Below are 16,246 nucleotides of genomic sequence, written 5' to 3' on the forward strand. Positions count from 1 at the left end.
CCTCCGTAGAGTATCACAACCGGCCCACCTTTGTTCCCAATGGTTCGGTGGAGCTGAGATCACCCTCTGCTCGTAAGGCGGGCATACAGGCCGCACACTCCTCAGTGTCCCCGGCCCCTTCCGGCAAAACCCCACACATCCCCTTACAGATGATAACAATTGGCCGTTTCGCTCGGGTCCCCAGTGCGCAGGCCCCTCTCTCTATAATCTTCTCCGAGGGGTCTATATTCTTTACTGCGACGCAAATTTTGATAATCTATTTCATCCCCTAAATTATTTTTGTGAAACACAGTCTATCTCAAGCTATACCATCCATCTCAAATTGTTAAAACAAAATTCAGGAAGTCACATAAAAACAGCGCCTCCCAATTATGAGCGTGCCGTTTACATCAATACGCTTTTTTAATTTCAATATTCAGGCACCCAGACTCAATTTAACCCGTTTAGTGTAAGCCACTCTCCGTCAAGACGTTCGAAATATCTATTTCCATTTCCTCGCTTCCACCTCCCTCCTCCGCTCTCCTACTCCATGCAGAAAACCAATCCGCCGGGTAATCCTGCCGATCTGGTTTTCTGCTCGCCTTGCTTCACTACGCGCCCTCACCGATCTGCTCATCTATATATTTAATCGCAGAAGAAAACGCTATTGCTTGTTTCCGGTGTAACGCATGCAAGGAAAGAAGCTCAAGTGTGTCTTTCAAAATACGCCCACTGAGAGGTGGCAGCAGGCTCAATTTTTCCCTGCGTAGGAACGGTGGTCCGCGTTCTTGGACGTTGCCGTCCGCTCCTTTGAGTCACTTAGGTCATACAGAGATTTTAGCTCCACCGGCACAAAATGAAACGTCCGCCGCTGAAAAGCGGCGGACGTTCGACCAGGTCTCACCGCCTGGTCATCTGCCCCAAATGCACCTCATCTAATCCCCACTGCTCTGGGTGCCGTCCTGGCAGTGCTGCCCCGCCGGCACGGTCTAGCCCGCGGAAGACATTTCAGGGAAGCGCGCACAGCGCCCAAACAGCGTTGTAATCCGCCAGTTCCGGACGACTAAAACGGCGCAGCACAGACTCTCGGGGCATCTAGATCCAGTCCCACACTTCCGTGGACACAGTACCCCGGTCCAGGCAGGTCAGTCCCCGCAGAAAAATCCACTCCAGATGCATCTACAGTACGCCGTCAGGCAAGGGTTTCCTGCGGGTCCTGGCAACTAGGTCGTTGCAGTCCCAGTAGGAAAAACCCGCCTCTTCCGCCACGGGCAGCAGTAGCTCGCAGGCGGCCACATCCCGGGGCGGCATGCCCAGATGCTGTTCCCTGATGGAATGTCCTGCAGCCTCCAGGCCGACACCGTCATAGGTGTTGGTGTTGAAGTCCCCCATGAATACCGGTATCCCCGGCGGCAAACGGTCCACTGCGTCCAGCAGGGCCCGCATCTGCAATGTCTGGGCAGCTGCATAGGTCTTGTTCTCCAGGTGGACGCAGACAGCGCCCACCTCCCGACCTGCCACATCCAGCACTGCCAGAATGGCCACGCGCTCACCGATGCGCTTTTGCGAGTCGAAATACCAGTTATACCCCTGGGGCACATGCAGCACAGAGACCCGTTTGATGGGCCAGCGGCTGAACAGCGTGTTGTCACTCTAGCCCTTGGGATCCTGCGGCCCCGCCAAGCCGATGAACTCCAGAGCGAAGGCGTAGTTCATCCCGATGGCCCTGGCGATTTCGGCGGGGGGTTCCGGCAGCCGCTGTGACAGCAACCGTCATCCGACTCATTGCTGAAGGTGATGTCCATATCCCGGGCCTGAGGGCATTCCCGAAGGAAAGCCGCCGTTTCCGCAGGGAAACGCCCCAGCGCCATATTGAGCACCATGCCCCGCAGTGTCTTTCCGCCGCCGGTGAGAGGGAAAAAAGAGTTGTCAATCTCCGGTGCGTCGAAGGCGGGGATGCGGGCCATGACCCGGCGCTGCCCCTCCTGAGGGATCTCGTCGCTGAGCTGGAGACGCAGCTTGTAAGGAATCGCTTCCATGGCACGCCCTCAGTGATAATACTTGTCTGCGAACGACGCCACATCCGCCCGGTCGCCCTTAAAGGGCCCCGGTGTCTGCATCTTCAGCGACACCAGCTGGGAGGCGTAGGCCAGGGCCTGGGGGATGTCTGCCCGCTCCCGCTCGGTGATGTAAGCGGAGAAGGTTGTGTCGCCCCGGCCGGTACGGCCGGCCAGCCCCAGAGGTTTCAGGGGGCAGGTGTAGTACTCCTTGCCGTCATAGACCAGAACCTCGGTATTGTGGGTGATGAGCGCTTCCTTGACGCCCCACTCCACCATCAGGCGGGCAGCCTCCCGCCGGTCCGATGTGCCGGTGAGGATCTCCGCCTCGGCGGCATCGGTTTTCAGATAGGTGATGTGGGGAAAATACTCCTGTTTCCGGTCCCAGTCGTGGTACACCATCTCTTTAGTGGAGGGATCTGGAACCCTGAGATAGCCCTGCATATCCAGCGCAACCTTGCCCCGTTGCGCCAGGACCTTGATAATGTCGTCCTCATAGTCGCCCTTCATCAGTCCCGCCAACTGATAGATCTTCGCAGAGATGCCTTCCGGCAGCTCCGCCACAGTGATGGTACTGCCCTGTGCCAGCGCAGTGGTGATCCGGCGCTCGTGCTTGTCATCCAGGAACTGATTGCGGATGGAGGTGGTCTCGGAATCGGATCTCAGCCAATAAATGTCCTCTGTGTGGACAGGCAGGATATATGGGATCATTTTCTCGCGGGGCGCGGATTTGATCAAAATGCCTACGTGGTTGCCGCCGGCCAGGGCGGCATAGGAGGAATAGACCACAGCGCCGCCGATGGAGAATTCTCCTTCCCCGGCGGAGTTCAGGATCTCGTCGATGCACAGATGCCCAATGATAAAGGTATCATACTGTTTCATGAAACTGCCTCCTCTCAGAATTGCCGAACGACTTAGCGCCCCGGAGGTCCGCAGGTATCCCGCCGGACTAAAACGGGCTGAATGGTCTTGCAACTGACCGGAGCAGGCTCGGCTGCATGGATTAGCTCCTCCAGCGTCCGCACGGCGGCGTCGCAGATCTCCTCCTTGGGCTGGGAAATGGTGGTCAGCTGGATCTTGGGAAGCGAAGCGAAGGAGACGTCGTCAAACCCGATCAGGGAGACCTGTCCCGGGATGTCCACACCGGTCTCCACCGCCGCCTGCATGACGCCCAGTGCAAAATGATCGTTGATACACAGGATGCCGGTAGCAATAGGCTGTTTATTCTCAATACAATGGGTGAAATATGCAAGCCCTGTGCGGTATCCATCTTCAATCTTGCTGCCAGACAAAATGGTAAAAATGTCATAGCAGACATTTGCAGCAGCGGCCGCTGCATCCAGAAACCCCTGGTGCCGGCGGCGGTGGGTCACAGAGAAATCCCGCCCGCCCAGAAACATCAGTTCTCGATGGCCCAAGGAGATCAGATACCGAGTGGCCATACGGGTTCCCTCATAATTGTTGACAGTGATTTGGGATACCATCCCCTCCGGGATGTTGTCGCCCAGAAACACAATGGGGACCTTTCCAAGGTGGTTTCGCAGGTGCAGATACGTCTGGTCCCCCACTCCGGACAGGATGATCCCCGACACCCGGTTTTCCATTAGGGCCCGGATGTTTTCATCCTCGATCTCATAGTCATAGAAGGAACTAGAAATAAAGACATTGCGTCCTTTCTGCCGGGTCATCCATTCCAGATGGCGGGTGAGTTCGCAGAAAAAGGCGTTAGAGATATCCGGCACGATAATCCCGATGGCCCCCGAATCGCTGCGTTTGAGCTGCCTAGCCGCCGCATTAGGCGTGTAGCCGGTCGTCCGGCAGAGCTCCATGATCTTGGCATAGGTCTCTGGTCGGATGTTCTGCGCCCCATTCAGCGCCCGGGACACAGTGGTGTGGGATACCCCCGCCATTTTCGCAATGTCCTTGATGGTCAGCCTCTCCATAGCGTTCCCTCTCCGCAGGTTCACAGGGAGATACTCACATCCCCCTGGAAGGTATAATAGCATTGGGAACCGCCCGCGGCGCATAGCGCGTCGACCTGAGCTCCCATCTCTTTAGTATAATGGATTTTGTCAACGCTGACCACTAAAATTTCAGGTTCCACGATCTTTTGTACATATTCCGAGAAATATCGGGCGCAGATCCCATGGTGGGACAGTTTTTGCAGCCGGGGCCGGACCGTTCGGCCGCACAAAGCCGCCCGCATGGTCTCATCGGTACTATCCCCGGCCAGCAGCGCCAGATCAGCACCACCCTTCCGCAGCAGCCAAATGCTGCTGTCCTCATTGCAGGTCTGCTTGTGGGCCTCCAGATTCCACGCCATGGCCTCTTCCGTCAGTTCAGGCGCACACAGGGCCTCCGCATAGGTCACCGACCGCTGCGTACTGTCCCGCATGGGGTAGAGGCAGTCCAGCGCGAAGTCTCCGAAGGTAAAGGTCCTTCCGGCGCACTCTTTCGACCGGATCAGTTCTGTCCCGCTGCGGTTCAGATATTGGAAAAACGTGTGATACTCCCGGTAAAACTCCTGATCTCCAAATACCGGATACACCCGGTCGGCAAACTGAAGATCTCTGCAGGGCGCCACAGCCCGCCGCACCTGCACCTGGTCGACCAGGTGCACAAAGCCGCCGAAGTGATCTTGGTGCAGATGGGTCAGGATGAGCAAGTCGATATCGGAGATATTTCTCTGGGTGAGGAACTCTAACAAGGGGCGGCGGGCCCCGTAATATTTTCCGCCCCCGTCCACTACCACCGTCTGCCGCCCCTGGGGAGTATCCAGAAGAAGCACTGTGCAGTCCGCGCGTCCCGCATCCAGAATGTGCAGCTCGCTCATAGGGTCAGCGTCACCTCATCTCCCACCCGATAGGTCTCGTCGCCTCGGTAGCGGACCTCCAGGATCTCGTTATCCGCCTGATTGTGCAGCATCATACGGACCTCCACGCCCTGGTACTCGATCTCATAAACAGACGCACGGACGCCGTCCCGGCCATCCCGCTTCACTTGCAGGTGCTCCGGCTTGACAGGATAGTGGCCGCTCTCGCGGAACACCGGAGCCACCTGGCTCCCCTCCCAGCAGGCTGTAGAGCCGGCAGGGGTGAATGTATCTGCAGACCAAGTGCCGGCGATCAGGTTGGACCGCCCCACGAATTTGGCTACAAAGGGAGTGGCCGGGTGGCTGTAGATCTCCTGTGGCGTACCCACCTGCTCGATCTGCCCCTGGTTCATCACCACGATCCGATCCGCCAGGGCCAGTGCCTCAGACTGGTCGTGTGTCACATAGACCACGGTCACCTTGGTCTTCTGGTGGAGTTCCTTGATCTCCCGGCGCATCTCCACGCGTAGTTCCGTATCCAGATTGGATAACGGCTCGTCCATCAGCAGCAGATCCGGGTTCACTGCCAGGGCCCGGGCCAGGGCCACTCTCTGCCGCTGGCCACCGGACAACTGGGCAGGCAGCCGCTTTTCCATGCCGGTGAGACCCACCATACCGATCAGCTCCTGGACGCGGCTGTCGCAGTTGGAGCGGATCTCTGGGGACACAAACTTGTTGTTTTTAATGGGAAATTCCACATTTTTACGCACACTCATATGGGGCCACAGCGCATAGGACTGGAACACCATGCTGATAAAGCGCTCATTGGGCGGCAGCACATAGTCCCGGTTGGCCACCACCTGCTCGCCGATACGGATCTCACCGGAGGAGGGGGGGGTGAAGCCGGCCAGCAGCCGTAACAGCGTGGTTTTGCCGCAACCGGACGGCCCCAGGACCGCGATAAACTCTCCGTCCTGAATCTTGAGGCTGATGCCGTTGAGAGCCTTAAAGCCATTGAAGTCCATGACGATGTTTCGAATTTCCGTACTCATTATCCATTCCTCCCCATTTTATGACGCAGGATGGCAGAGACACCCCGGTACAGCAGTACCAGCGTCAGAATCGTGATGCAAACAACTGTGGACAGGGCGCAGGCGTAAGTGGTGTATCCCGCAGAGGTATAGTTGTAGATGACGACGCCCAGCGTCTCGGAGCCGGCGGACCACAGCAGGGAAGAGGTAGTCAGCTCCGTCAGTGCATTCAGAAACACCAGGCCCATGCCGGAGATGGTAGCAGGGAAAATCAGCGGAATAATGACAGAGCTCCACTTTTTGAACCCGCTGGCACCGCAGATCTCCGCGGCCTCCTCCATGGACACGTCTGTTTGCAGCACACCGGTGGTGCTGTTTCGGATTTGTAAAGAGGTGAAACGGACTACATAGGATACCAGCAGCATGAACACCGTGGCGTAGATCGTCCGATTGATGATGGGCAGCGGTCTGGCCCAGGTCAGGATCAGGGCCAGTCCCAGAATGATTCCCGGGATCGAATACGGGACGGAGATGATGCCCTCCACCACCCGGATCAGCACAGAGGGACGGCGGACCATCAGATAGGCCACGATGGTGCCCAGCACCACGCAGATCAGCGCAGTGGTGATTCCAAGGAAGATACTATTCTTGATGGCGTTAAAGCTCTTGGCGTTGCTGAACACAAAGGCGAAGTTCTCCAGAGTCATGTTGTCCAGGCCGTAGCCTCCGCCGATGCCTTTCATGAAGGCGGTCACGATCAGGGTCAGCATGGGCACGAAGTTGATGATGAAAATGACCAGCCACATCAGGCTCTCCACCAGCAGCTTTTTACGCCGCAGGAAAAACCGAGGCGACATGTCCTCCAGGTCCGTTTGCATGGTCTGGAACATCTTGGCTACCTGCCACAGGATCAGGGATGAGAGCACGCCGATCACACCCAGGATAACGGATTCCGCAGCAGCCTCGCCGAAGCTGTTTCCGGAGAAGGAGATGATGGCCTGATAAATATCAGTGGACAGCACGGTGATCCTGGCTGGGATTCCCAGGAAGGCCACAGTGCCGAAATTATCCAGGCAGGAGATAAATACCAGCAGCAGCCCATTGGCCACGCCGGACAGGGACATAGGCAGCGTAACCTTGAAAAAGGTCTTCACCTTATTGCAGCCGGAAATGGCGGCAGCCAGTTCCATATCCGTGGATATCTTGCGGAAGGTACTGAGGGTCAGTGTGTAGATCAAGGGGTACTTCGTCACGGAAAACACAAAGATAATGCCCCAGTAGGAGTAGATATTGGGCATGGCCGCCCCTGGCATGACGCTCTGGACCAGTGAAGCCACAAAGCCGCTCTTGGCAAAAAACTGCATCCAGGCCAGGGTGATGATGTAGCCCGGAATGACCAGGGGCAGCAGCAGCGCGTAATGGATGAACTTCTTGCCGCGGATATCCGCATAAGCTACAAAATAGGCCATGATAACGCCGATGACTGTTGCGAAAAAGGAGGAGAGGATGTTGATGTAGATGGTGTCCCAAATGACCTTGAGGGTCTTGGGGTCCGTTAGCAGCCCCCAGAAGATCCCCAGACTCAGCTGCCCCTCCTCTTGAAAGGCGACCTCCGCCAGTTTCCACAGGGGCAGGAAGAACAGGCCGAAAACCGCCAGCAGGCCGAATATAATGAAAATGTACAGCACCAGAGACCGGAGGGAAAAGCCCCTCCTGCCGAAGGGCATAGGTCCTTTTGCCATATATGCTCCCCACTTTCATGTTGGACTGTTGTTTTGCCGCCGACAGGGCGGATAACGGCGAGACCGCCTCTCTGAAAAGGGTGAAGAGAGGCGGCCCCTGTACAAAAAGGAGAAACTTAGAAGCCGAACATCTCGGAGAACTGCTCCTTCTCCTGCTCACGGGCCTCAAACAGCACCTTAGCATCGGTAACTAGATTCACCCGGTCCTCCACAGCCAGGCTGCCCTCTGGATTTTCCATTCCCTTGCGGATGGGCGCCTTTCCGATGAGTTCACGGCCCAGGGTTTGCACATCCTCGGACAGCATGAAGTCCAGAAATGCCTGTGCGGTGGTCAGGTTGTCCGTGGCGGTGGTAATTCCAATGGGATCGGCCGTGGCGGGCACGCCTTCCTCGGGATACACAAAGGCCAGGGGAGAACCACTGGCAGCTGCCGCCAGCGCGTTGGAGTCACAGACAATGCCGTAAGCGTTTTCGCCGGCAGCCACGGAGTTGATAACACCACCGTTTCCATTGACTACCATAACCTCATTGTCATACAGCCCCTGATAGTAGTCCCAGCCAAGGCCCCCGGCTCTGGTCAACTCCATCAGGGCGTTTGCGGCGGTGCCGGAATAAAGGGGATTGGGCATCACTGTATTAGCCTTGGCATCTTCACTCAGCAAATCCAGCCAGCTGGTCGGCGCTTCCGTTACCAGATTGGTGTTGTATACGATACCCATGGCAGCAGGGAAAGTTCCATAATAATAGTGTTCGGGATCTACGAACTCGGTATAAATATTATCCAGTTCTGGGGAGTCATAGGGCTGCAGGAGGTCGTTGGCCTTCAAGCTCTCAAAGGTGGGAGCATCAGAGACCATGATCAGGTCCGCCTGCAGGCTGTTGGTCATTTTCTCCGCCATGATCTTACTGATCACTTCTTCGGTGCCAGAGCGATAGTATTGGGCATTCGCCTCGGGATATTTCTCGTTGAACATGGCGCACACTTCGGAGATAAAGGCATCCTCAGCGGAGGTATAGATCATGATATCACCGGAAATCTCCGCAGCACCAGACTCCGCAGTCTCCTCTCCGCTCGTCGTGGTATCATCAGCATCGGCAGCAGTATCATCACTGCTGCAGCCAGACAGCATGCTGGCCGCCAGCAGCAGGGCAAACAAGATCGAAAACAATTTTTTCATTTGAAAACTCTCCTTTACAAAAAATCTGCTGAATGAGACGCGGGTCCAGTGTAAGCTTCACATGTAAAATCCGTTATCCAAACTCTGTTAAACCTTTGGGAACTCCCGTGTCCCTGCACGGTTTCTCCTGATTCCTATCCGCCCCCCCACTTTCGTTTGCCAATTATACTCCCTGCTTTTGTTTGATATGAATGTGAATATTTCGATTTATTGCAAATGTTCACGTTCATATATTACATCAATTAAATCTTTTTGTAAATGCAACATATTTTTACAAATGTTACGTCAATTTATTGTGTATTGTTTACAATGATGCTGAATATTTGAATATTTTCATATTTCGAAAAATATGAACGTGCATTTTTAGACTTGGTTCTGCCCTGTATCCGGACCGGCGTAGAATTGAGGCCGCGTCTCTGAAGCATTGGAGGTCGGAGACGCGCCATCGGGATCAGCCGTGATGCTCCGAAGGAACAGAATGGCCCTCAGTTTTTCAGGGGCGGGCCCTAAAATGCCAGGAAAGCACTGGGGCGCAACGGCTTGACAACCGGGACATAGCCCATAACCCGGAGGTTGTTGGTTCAAGTCTGGCCCCACAACCTCAAAACAGTCTGATTTCTTTACTTTTTACATTTAAAGGTCCTGGGAGAATTACGCAATTTTCTAAAATTTGCAGTTGGCCCATACCGCGACCCATGTGGGGCAAAAAATGTGCCCTGGCGTAGCTCTTCCATTCCAAGGCCTTTCTGCTGTTTAGTATGATTTTTTCCCGTTCAGATTGCCGCCGTCAGCACCTTCTCTATGGTTCTGGCCGCCTCCTTCGGGGCCGCTGTCATGATGTGGGCATAGGTGTCCAGGGTGAACCCTGCCGAGAAGGGTCCCAACATCCCGGACACTGCTTTGATGTCACCCCCGTTTTGAAGAACCTGGGTTGCAAAGGCGTGCCGCAGATCGTGGAAGCGGAACTTTGCTAGTCCCGCCCGCTCCAGCACCCGGTGGAGCGTATGCAGGACACTGTCCGGGGAGATGGGCCCGCCAGTGGGAGTGTTCGGTAGGCATTTTTTGTTTTCAGCGGGGCCTCTGCCACCTCTCCGTTGACGCGGGCAATCTGCCGTTTCACCCGAAGGTTGCTCCGCTCCAAATCGATGTCCTCCCATTTAAGACCAAGCAACTTACCTCTTCTCAATCCTGTTACAAGCTTCACGTAGTACATCTCGAAGACGCGGCTGTCCTTTGCTTCCCGCAGGAAGAATGTCTGCTGTTTAACGGGCAGTGTTTTCATTTTCTTGTGTTCCGGCTTCGGCAAGGCACAGCCCTCAGCCTGCTTCTTGCTCTCGAACTTGTCGATCCTCCCACTGGTCAGCAGCTTCTTATAGAGCTTTTGAAACTCCAGAGAGGTAGGCTTTTCCAGCGAAACTTTGCCGATATTTGGCTTGATGTGGTTGTTGATGTACCCCGGTAGGTCTGGTGGGAGGATGGGCGGGCCTTGATCTTTGCATAGTTTTTGAACCACTCGTCCTTTCAGGCCCCCACAGTGTACGTTCTTGTTTTAATCACGTACAAGCTCTTGGTTTCCGCGATGGCCGCTTTCAGCTTAGCCTTAGCTTCCGCCGGTGTTCTGCCCAACACGTTCTTGTAGATGGCCCTGCTGGTCTCCGGATCGTGTCCGGCAGTGTACCGGCCTTCCCATCTGCCATCTTTTCTTTTTCTGATGTGGCTGCCCCGTTGGTTCATTTCTTTGCCATGGCATTGCTTCCTTTTATGACTTACCAGTGTCTCGCTTCGCTCGGTTACTCGCATGCATGGAGCCTGTGGGCTCTCATCAACAACACAACATACCACAGGAAAAGAAAAAGCCAGAGCTTGCGGCCACAATTATCAGAAGGGCTCGATTTCCCCGGTGATCCCCATGCCCAGCGGAAACCCGGTAATGAAGGATGTCAGGGAGGTCTCCTCCCGTAGTTCGTTCTCCAGATCCGCCAGTTGCAACAGAATTTCCTGGTTTTGCTGATCCGATTTCCCTTTAATCACTCTGTGGGCCTGGTCCAGTTCCACCCGGGTACTCCGAAGCTCTGGCTCCCGGCAGGCCCCGCGTGCAGAGCCCTGATGTAGTCGTACATTGTACCGCCTCCCTGTCAGTGACACACCATACCACAACGCTGGCTCAATAGCCAGTGGACCGGGAGGGGATTTTCAGAAAAGTAACAACTTGGCTGTCTGGTTGGGACCCTTAGCTTCATTTTCGGTGCCACAATTCTTGAAGAGGCATATCTGTGCCCACATAACCAGCAATGCCCCTGAGGACCCTTGTTGCTCTATGGAATAAGGGTAATTCAGTGTTAAAAAGGCATCTCCTCTATTTCATATCCAGAACAACACCCTTTCAAAATCCCGCAACTGCCCGCACTGCGGACAGTCGTGAACGAACCGGCGCAGCAAAAGCACCGGTTTGTTCTCCTGCTATACTCTCAATCGATAGGTTCGCCCTCAATTCTGGGGGAAAACGTGTTCCAACAGCCGCCAATGACTTGCGTCACACGGTGCCGGCAAGGGTTGCAAGGTTGCTTTGGCGGGCAAAGGATACCACCTCAGCCCCATTCACCCCGCACAGCGGCCCGCATGGCCAAACAGAGGAGTGCTGTCTTCGTTCTGTTCTTCTGCCCCTCCGGCCGCGCAAAGTGGGTCCGGGCTTCCGCATGGAACTGCCCCCGGCTATAGCCGGGGACGATGCTTTCCCTGCCGAAAGGCGGGGGGCTTTTGGGATCGTCCGCCCCAAATCCTGTAAAAATTCTTTTTATTCCCCTGAAACGATGGTACTCTGAAACACGAATATACCTGTGAAAGGCGGTGAGGCGATGGAGCGGGAACAGACATGGATCAGGGCTATCCAGCGGCGAAACTCCCGGGAGGCGGCGGAGCAGCTGATCCAGACCTACTATGACGAAATCTACCGCTTCGTCTACCGTCAGACCGGCAGCAAGGAGGACGCCATGGACCTGACCCAGTCCGTCTTCATCGCAGTCCTGCGGGCATTGCCCGGCTACCGGGCGGAGCGGGCGTCCTTCCGCACCTGGCTGTACCGCATCGCCGCCAACAAGGTCATCGACACCCGCCGGAAGGCCCGGCCGGTCTCTATTCCTATTCAGGAAATGGAGCTCCCTACAGCAGAGGACTTTGTGGCCCGCGTCCATGACCGGGCCCTGCTGGAGACCATCGAAGGCTATGTCTCCGGCCTGGACCCCGGGGAGCAGGCGGTGTTCCGCCTGCGGATCTACGGGGAAAAGACCTTCCCGGAGATCGCTGCCGCCATGGGAGAGCCGGAGGCGGCAGTGAAATCCAGATACTACCGCCTGATCGGGCGGCTGCGAAAGGAGTTTGGAGCAGATGGATAATCAAAAAATTTCCATGCCCACAGAGGCGGAAAAACAGCGGGCCATTGCCCGGATTCTAGATGCAGGCCTGCCCCGCCGGGTCGCCTTTGGCCGGGAGCTGCGGGAGGTTTTGCAGCGCATCGGCCCCCGCGCGCTGCTGTTTGGCGTGGGGGACTGTTTGGCCTTGTCCCTGCTGATCTGGGCCCTGTGCCTGCTGTCGGCGCTTTTTGTGGCCGGTTCCACCGGCTCTTTGGCACCGGCCCTGTTCCTGTTTTCTCCCCTGCTCTATGCCGCCCTCTCCCTGCTGACTGCCTGGAAGAACCTGCAGACCGGCATTTGGGAGTGGACCTGGACCTTCCAGGTCTCCGCCCGGATGGTGGCGGCCCTGCAGATGCTGTGCTTCGGCGGGGTGTCCGTACTGGTGTGTGTCCCGGCAAATATGCTGTTGTGGACTTTCACCGGGCAGGAGATGCCCCTGGGCTGGATGCTGGCACTGTCTCTGGCCAGCCTGTTTCTGTATGGCGCTCTCTCCCTGCTGTGCCAGCGGCTGCGGGGACCTGCCGGGTGGCTGGCGGCGCCGACCGGCTGGGTTCTGATGGGCCTGATTCCCCTGATCTGGCCCCGGACGGCGGAGTGGCTGACGGCCATCCCCACCGTAGTGTTCTGCCTGCTGGCCGCGGCCGGGATTACTCTGTACCTTTTGGAACTGCGCTGCTTCTGCCGGCGCCCGATGGAAGGAGGCGTCTCCTATGCTCTCCGTTGAGCACGTCACGAAAACCTATGGGAAGTTCACCGCTTTGGAGGACATTTCCCTGACCTTCATTCCCGGCGTCTACGGTCTGCTGGCACCCAACGGGGCGGGCAAGACCACCCTCATCAAGATGCTCACCACCCTGCTGTTCCCCACCAAGGGACAGATCCTGTGGGAGGGAGAAGACATCCGGGCCTTGGGGGCGGAATACCGGGGCCTGCTGGGGTATCTCCCCCAGCAGTTCGGGTACTATCCCAGCTACACGCCCCGGCAATTCCTCCGGTATGCCGCCGCCCTCCAGTGCATCCCGAAGCGGGAGGCGGACGGCCGCATTGACCACCTGCTGGAGACAGTGGGACTTGGGGATGCTGCGGACAAAAAAATGAAGAAGTTCTCCGGCGGGATGCTCCAGCGGGTGGGCATCGCCGTAGCCATGCTGAACGACCCGAAGCTGCTGATCCTGGACGAGCCCACCGCTGGGCTGGACCCCCGGGAGCGGGTGCGGTTCCGCAATTTGATCCACACGCTGGCTGAGGATCGGATCGTGATTCTCTCCACCCACATCGTCTCAGACATTGAGACCATCGCCGGGCAAATCGTCATGTTCAAGGATCACCGCCTCTACTGCTGCGACAGCCCTGCCCGCATCTGCGCCCGGTTCCAGGGCAGGGTATTCCAGCTTCCTGCCGGGATGCCACTGGCCCCGGGACAGTTCCTGCTCAGCGAAGGACAGGGGGCGGATGGCCCGGTGCTCCGGGTGCTCTGCGAGACGCCCCCTGTCAATGGAACGCCGGTAACGCCGGGGTTGGAGGATGCGTTTCTCGCCATCTACCGGGAGGAACAGACATGAATCTGGCGGTCTATGAGTGGCGGAAGCTCTTCCGCCTGCCCGCCCTGTGGGCCTTTCTGGCCCTGTGTCTGGCCTTTAACGGGCTGCTGATCGCCACGCTCTCCCCCTATGACCGGGCGTTCTTCAACGAGACTTCCCAAACGGCAAAGGCCTTGGGCCAGCGGGTTGATGAAGACTTTTTTGCCGGGCTGGACGCTATACCCGCCACAGAGAACCGGGATTTGCTGCGTCAATCTGTCACCGGGATGGAGGACATTTTCGAGACGTATGACACCGGGGAACTCTCGGATTTCTATGCCGGTGTGGTGGAGAAATCCCCTCTGGCAGTTACCTGGATGACCTGGAAATATGATCTGTTGGCGAGCCGGGTGGAGCACCTGGCCCAGACTGACGCGGCGCTGGATTTGTACGCCGGCCCAGCCACCTACGGCAGCCACCAGTTCCTCTTCGGCGCGCTGTTCCGGGCCATTCTCTGTGAGAGCGCCATTCTGGCCATGCTGGGGACGCTGTATCTGCTGGGCTACGAGGGGATGCACCGCGCAGAGGGCCTGGCCTGCGCCTCCCGAACGGGACGGAAACTACGGCGGGTGAAGGTCCTGGCGGCTCTCCAGGCGTCGGCGGCGCTGTACGGCCTGCTGGCGTTCTGCACCCTGGTGCCCTACTTCCTGCTGTACGACTACAGCGGAATCTGGAATGCCAGCGTGTCCAGCCAGTTCAACTATTTCTCGGACATGCTGGTGGTCCGGCCCTTCCTCACCTGGGGGGACTTCACGGTGGGTCAGTACCTGGCCGCTGCCCTAGCCCTGGGCGCGGTGCTGACGGCGGGATTCTCCCTGCTGGCGTCGGTGTGCGGCACGCTGGTGCGAAGCCCCTATCTGGCGGCCCTGGCGCTGTGCCTGGTGTGCTTCGGCGGACTGGGACTGGTCTCCGTTCTGGGGGAGCTGGGCTGGTGGGCGGCCTATTTGATTGCCTGTTTCCAGCCGGTAACGGTCTGGCTCTCCTGCAGCGCCTGGTTCACGGAGCTGGGACTGAACGCCGTCCTCCCCTGGCAGGAGACCATCGCAAGCGGGCTGAACCTGCTGCTTTTGGGCGGCGGAGTCCTGTTGGCTCTCGGTTGGTTTGACAGAAAGGACGTGTCCTGATGGAACTTTTGAAATGGGAGCTGCGGAAGATCTGGCGGCCCGGCATCCTGGCGGCCATCCTGCTGCTGGGGGCGGTATACTACTGGATGTTCCCACAGTTCTATATCGAGCACTTTTGCAACGGTCCCCAGTCGGAGGCCCAGTTCGATCTGGCCTCCGACTGGGTGGAGCGGTATGGCCCCACCCTGGAACCGGAAGAACGGGCAGAACTGGACGAGCAGATGGCAGAGGAGATCACGGCCTTTGACACACAGATCACCGCCATCCCGGAAGCTGCGGCAGCGGGGCTGACGGACTATAAATCTTTTCTCTCCTTTCGGGGGGACTACCTGAACGGCATACGCAACACTGATGGACAGGCAGATATGGATGTGGAGGCCCTGCTCTACCGGGTGTACGGCGGCACCAACTGGTACCGGATCGAGGCGCTGGCGGATACTCTGGAGACCTATGATACCCAGGAGGATCACCGCGCTCTGATTGTCTCCAACCGACAGCAATTGGCCCAGCCGGAGGCCATGGTCCGGCGGGAGGCGGAGCTGGCAAGCTCGGATATGATCCATTCCCTGCTGCCGTCCTCTGTGAAATACTCTACTCAGGAGTACGGCAAGGATCTGGCGGTATGGTGCGTACTCAGCATCGTGCTCCTGCTCTCCCCCACCCTGGTGCGGGACCGGCTGCGGAACACCCGGCCCATGCAGTGGGCCTCCCGGCGGGGGCGGCCCGTTTTGAACGTCCAGATGGGAGCTGCCCTGCTCTCTGCGCTGGTGCTGGCGGTGGTGAATATAACAGTCTATGTCATTCCGTTCCTGGCCCAGGGGCCCCTGCAATTTGCCGCCTGCGGCCTGGACGGCATCTGGGAGTGGGGCACTCCCTGGTTCGACTGGACCTACGGCACCTATCTGCTGGTGCTGGCGGGGCTGATTTTGGCCCTGTCCCTGGGGGCCGCCGGGCTGACGGCTTTTCTCTCCCAGTACAGCGGCAACTACATCGCCATGCTGCTGAAGGCCGTTCCCCTGTTCGTGGCGGTGGGGGTCGTGCTGGGCTCCTGGCTTCTGGATCGGCCCTTCACGTTCCGCCCCCTCTGGGACGGCTACGGCCCCTGGGTGCCCAAGGGTGCGGAGGCGGTGGCCGCTGCAGTCCTGCTGGCTTTGGGACTTGGCCTGTGTGCCCTGGCCTGCCGGCGGCAGCGAAAGAGGGAACTGCTGTGAATATGACACAAATTAATTTTTAACTATGTTCTGATTTTCAGTGAGGCCCTCCAGAAAATGAACCGGTCCCGTAAAAGCGGACAATAGACAAAAGGCCTCCTAATATAGGAGAATAAAACTAC

17 protein-coding genes are annotated in these 16,246 nt (G+C 57.5%); 5 read left to right on the forward strand and 12 right to left on the reverse strand.

What is annotated here, in order from left to right; all coding sequences use genetic code 11:
* Window positions 1-1,158: 1,158 nt before the first annotated feature.
* The 12 genes from ACLTXB_RS01010 to ACLTXB_RS01065 form a co-directional block, all read right to left on the reverse strand.
* The gene (locus ACLTXB_RS01010; RefSeq protein WP_317335377.1) at window positions 1,159-1,587 is read right to left on the reverse strand and encodes an endonuclease/exonuclease/phosphatase family protein; all 429 of its coding nucleotides are present in this window, start codon (window positions 1,585-1,587) and stop codon (window positions 1,159-1,161) included.
* 104 nt (window positions 1,588-1,691) lie between these two features.
* Complete coding sequence (locus tag ACLTXB_RS01015; protein ID WP_412260858.1) at window positions 1,692-2,018, reverse strand: hypothetical protein; 327 nt, start codon at window positions 2,016-2,018, stop codon at window positions 1,692-1,694.
* A 9-nt stretch (window positions 2,019-2,027) separates the two neighbouring features.
* Entirely contained in the window at window positions 2,028-2,918 is an 891-nt protein-coding gene (locus tag ACLTXB_RS01020; RefSeq protein WP_276896419.1) for a PfkB family carbohydrate kinase, read from the reverse strand.
* Window positions 2,919-2,950: 32 nt separating this feature from the next.
* Window positions 2,951-3,979, reverse strand: coding sequence for a LacI family DNA-binding transcriptional regulator (locus ACLTXB_RS01025; RefSeq protein WP_337601816.1), 1,029 nt, complete (start codon window positions 3,977-3,979; stop codon window positions 2,951-2,953).
* A gap of 20 nt (window positions 3,980-3,999) precedes the next feature.
* Window positions 4,000-4,869: a ComEC/Rec2 family competence protein gene (locus ACLTXB_RS01030; RefSeq protein WP_337601814.1), complete on the reverse strand. Its 870-nt coding sequence runs from the start codon at window positions 4,867-4,869 to the stop codon at window positions 4,000-4,002.
* Entirely contained in the window at window positions 4,866-5,900 is a 1,035-nt protein-coding gene (locus ACLTXB_RS01035) for an ABC transporter ATP-binding protein (RefSeq protein WP_412260855.1), read from the reverse strand. Before ACLTXB_RS01035 ends, ACLTXB_RS01030 begins: the two co-directional genes overlap by 4 nt.
* Window positions 5,900-7,621, reverse strand: coding sequence for an ABC transporter permease (locus ACLTXB_RS01040; RefSeq protein ID WP_317335384.1), 1,722 nt, complete (start codon window positions 7,619-7,621; stop codon window positions 5,900-5,902). Before ACLTXB_RS01040 ends, ACLTXB_RS01035 begins: the two co-directional genes overlap by 1 nt.
* A gap of 116 nt (window positions 7,622-7,737) precedes the next feature.
* Window positions 7,738-8,799: an ABC transporter substrate-binding protein gene (locus tag ACLTXB_RS01045; protein ID WP_317335386.1), complete on the reverse strand. Its 1,062-nt coding sequence runs from the start codon at window positions 8,797-8,799 to the stop codon at window positions 7,738-7,740.
* Between the two features lie 773 nt (window positions 8,800-9,572).
* Window positions 9,573-9,827, reverse strand: a complete 255-nt coding sequence (locus tag ACLTXB_RS01050) for a tyrosine-type recombinase/integrase (RefSeq protein WP_428226075.1) — start codon at window positions 9,825-9,827, stop codon at window positions 9,573-9,575.
* Window positions 9,770-10,312 (reverse strand): hypothetical protein, encoded by a 543-nt coding sequence (locus ACLTXB_RS01055; RefSeq protein WP_276897298.1) that lies wholly within the window; start codon window positions 10,310-10,312, stop codon window positions 9,770-9,772. Before ACLTXB_RS01055 ends, ACLTXB_RS01050 begins: the two co-directional genes overlap by 58 nt.
* A gap of 8 nt (window positions 10,313-10,320) precedes the next feature.
* Window positions 10,321-10,533 carry a hypothetical protein gene (locus ACLTXB_RS01060; protein ID WP_428226064.1) on the reverse strand — a complete coding sequence of 71 codons (213 nt, stop codon included), beginning with the start codon at window positions 10,531-10,533 and terminating at the stop codon, window positions 10,321-10,323.
* A 144-nt stretch (window positions 10,534-10,677) separates the two neighbouring features.
* Window positions 10,678-10,944 (reverse strand): DUF6809 family protein, encoded by a 267-nt coding sequence (locus ACLTXB_RS01065; RefSeq protein ID WP_337601810.1) that lies wholly within the window; start codon window positions 10,942-10,944, stop codon window positions 10,678-10,680.
* A gap of 710 nt (window positions 10,945-11,654) precedes the next feature.
* Here ACLTXB_RS01065 and ACLTXB_RS01070 point away from each other — a divergent pair.
* From ACLTXB_RS01070 to ACLTXB_RS01090, 5 genes are read left to right on the forward strand one after another with little or no spacing between them, the layout of a single operon-like run.
* Entirely contained in the window at window positions 11,655-12,191 is a 537-nt protein-coding gene (locus ACLTXB_RS01070) for an RNA polymerase sigma factor (protein WP_287554443.1), read from the forward strand.
* Window positions 12,184-12,933, forward strand: coding sequence for a hypothetical protein (locus tag ACLTXB_RS01075; RefSeq protein WP_021749533.1), 750 nt, complete (start codon window positions 12,184-12,186; stop codon window positions 12,931-12,933). The genes ACLTXB_RS01070 and ACLTXB_RS01075 overlap by 8 nt, the downstream gene beginning before the upstream one ends.
* Window positions 12,920-13,771 (forward strand): ABC transporter ATP-binding protein, encoded by an 852-nt coding sequence (locus tag ACLTXB_RS01080; RefSeq protein WP_412260851.1) that lies wholly within the window; start codon window positions 12,920-12,922, stop codon window positions 13,769-13,771. The genes ACLTXB_RS01075 and ACLTXB_RS01080 overlap by 14 nt, the downstream gene beginning before the upstream one ends.
* Complete coding sequence (locus ACLTXB_RS01085) at window positions 13,768-14,913, forward strand: hypothetical protein (RefSeq protein ID WP_412260849.1); 1,146 nt, start codon at window positions 13,768-13,770, stop codon at window positions 14,911-14,913. Before ACLTXB_RS01080 ends, ACLTXB_RS01085 begins: the two co-directional genes overlap by 4 nt.
* The gene (locus tag ACLTXB_RS01090; protein WP_287554439.1) at window positions 14,913-16,124 is read left to right on the forward strand and encodes a hypothetical protein; all 1,212 of its coding nucleotides are present in this window, start codon (window positions 14,913-14,915) and stop codon (window positions 16,122-16,124) included. The genes ACLTXB_RS01085 and ACLTXB_RS01090 overlap by 1 nt, the downstream gene beginning before the upstream one ends.
* The last annotated feature ends 122 nt before the right edge of the window (window positions 16,125-16,246 follow it).

It is taken from the genome of Flintibacter sp. (assembly GCF_046973065.1).

Excerpts from the sequence above, each read along its gene's own strand:
- ACLTXB_RS01015 (WP_412260858.1), bottom strand. The coding sequence starts at position 2,018 with ATGGAAGCGATTCCTTACAAGCTGCGTCTCCAGCTCAGCGACGAGATC.
- ACLTXB_RS01020 (WP_276896419.1), bottom strand. The coding sequence starts at position 2,918 with ATGAAACAGTATGATACCTTTATCATTGGGCATCTGTGCATCGACGAG.
- ACLTXB_RS01025 (WP_337601816.1), bottom strand. The coding sequence starts at position 3,979 with ATGGAGAGGCTGACCATCAAGGACATTGCGAAAATGGCGGGGGTATCC.
- ACLTXB_RS01030 (WP_337601814.1), bottom strand. The coding sequence starts at position 4,869 with ATGAGCGAGCTGCACATTCTGGATGCGGGACGCGCGGACTGCACAGTG.
- ACLTXB_RS01035 (WP_412260855.1), bottom strand. The coding sequence starts at position 5,900 with ATGAGTACGGAAATTCGAAACATCGTCATGGACTTCAATGGCTTTAAG.
- ACLTXB_RS01040 (WP_317335384.1), bottom strand. The coding sequence starts at position 7,621 with ATGGCAAAAGGACCTATGCCCTTCGGCAGGAGGGGCTTTTCCCTCCGG.
- ACLTXB_RS01045 (WP_317335386.1), bottom strand. The coding sequence starts at position 8,799 with ATGAAAAAATTGTTTTCGATCTTGTTTGCCCTGCTGCTGGCGGCCAGC.
- ACLTXB_RS01060 (WP_428226064.1), bottom strand. The coding sequence starts at position 10,533 with ATGAACCAACGGGGCAGCCACATCAGAAAAAGAAAAGATGGCAGATGG.
- ACLTXB_RS01070 (WP_287554443.1), top strand. The coding sequence starts at position 11,655 with ATGGAGCGGGAACAGACATGGATCAGGGCTATCCAGCGGCGAAACTCC.
- ACLTXB_RS01075 (WP_021749533.1), top strand. The coding sequence starts at position 12,184 with ATGGATAATCAAAAAATTTCCATGCCCACAGAGGCGGAAAAACAGCGG.
- ACLTXB_RS01080 (WP_412260851.1), top strand. The coding sequence starts at position 12,920 with ATGCTCTCCGTTGAGCACGTCACGAAAACCTATGGGAAGTTCACCGCT.
- ACLTXB_RS01085 (WP_412260849.1), top strand. The coding sequence starts at position 13,768 with ATGAATCTGGCGGTCTATGAGTGGCGGAAGCTCTTCCGCCTGCCCGCC.
- ACLTXB_RS01090 (WP_287554439.1), top strand. The coding sequence starts at position 14,913 with ATGGAACTTTTGAAATGGGAGCTGCGGAAGATCTGGCGGCCCGGCATC.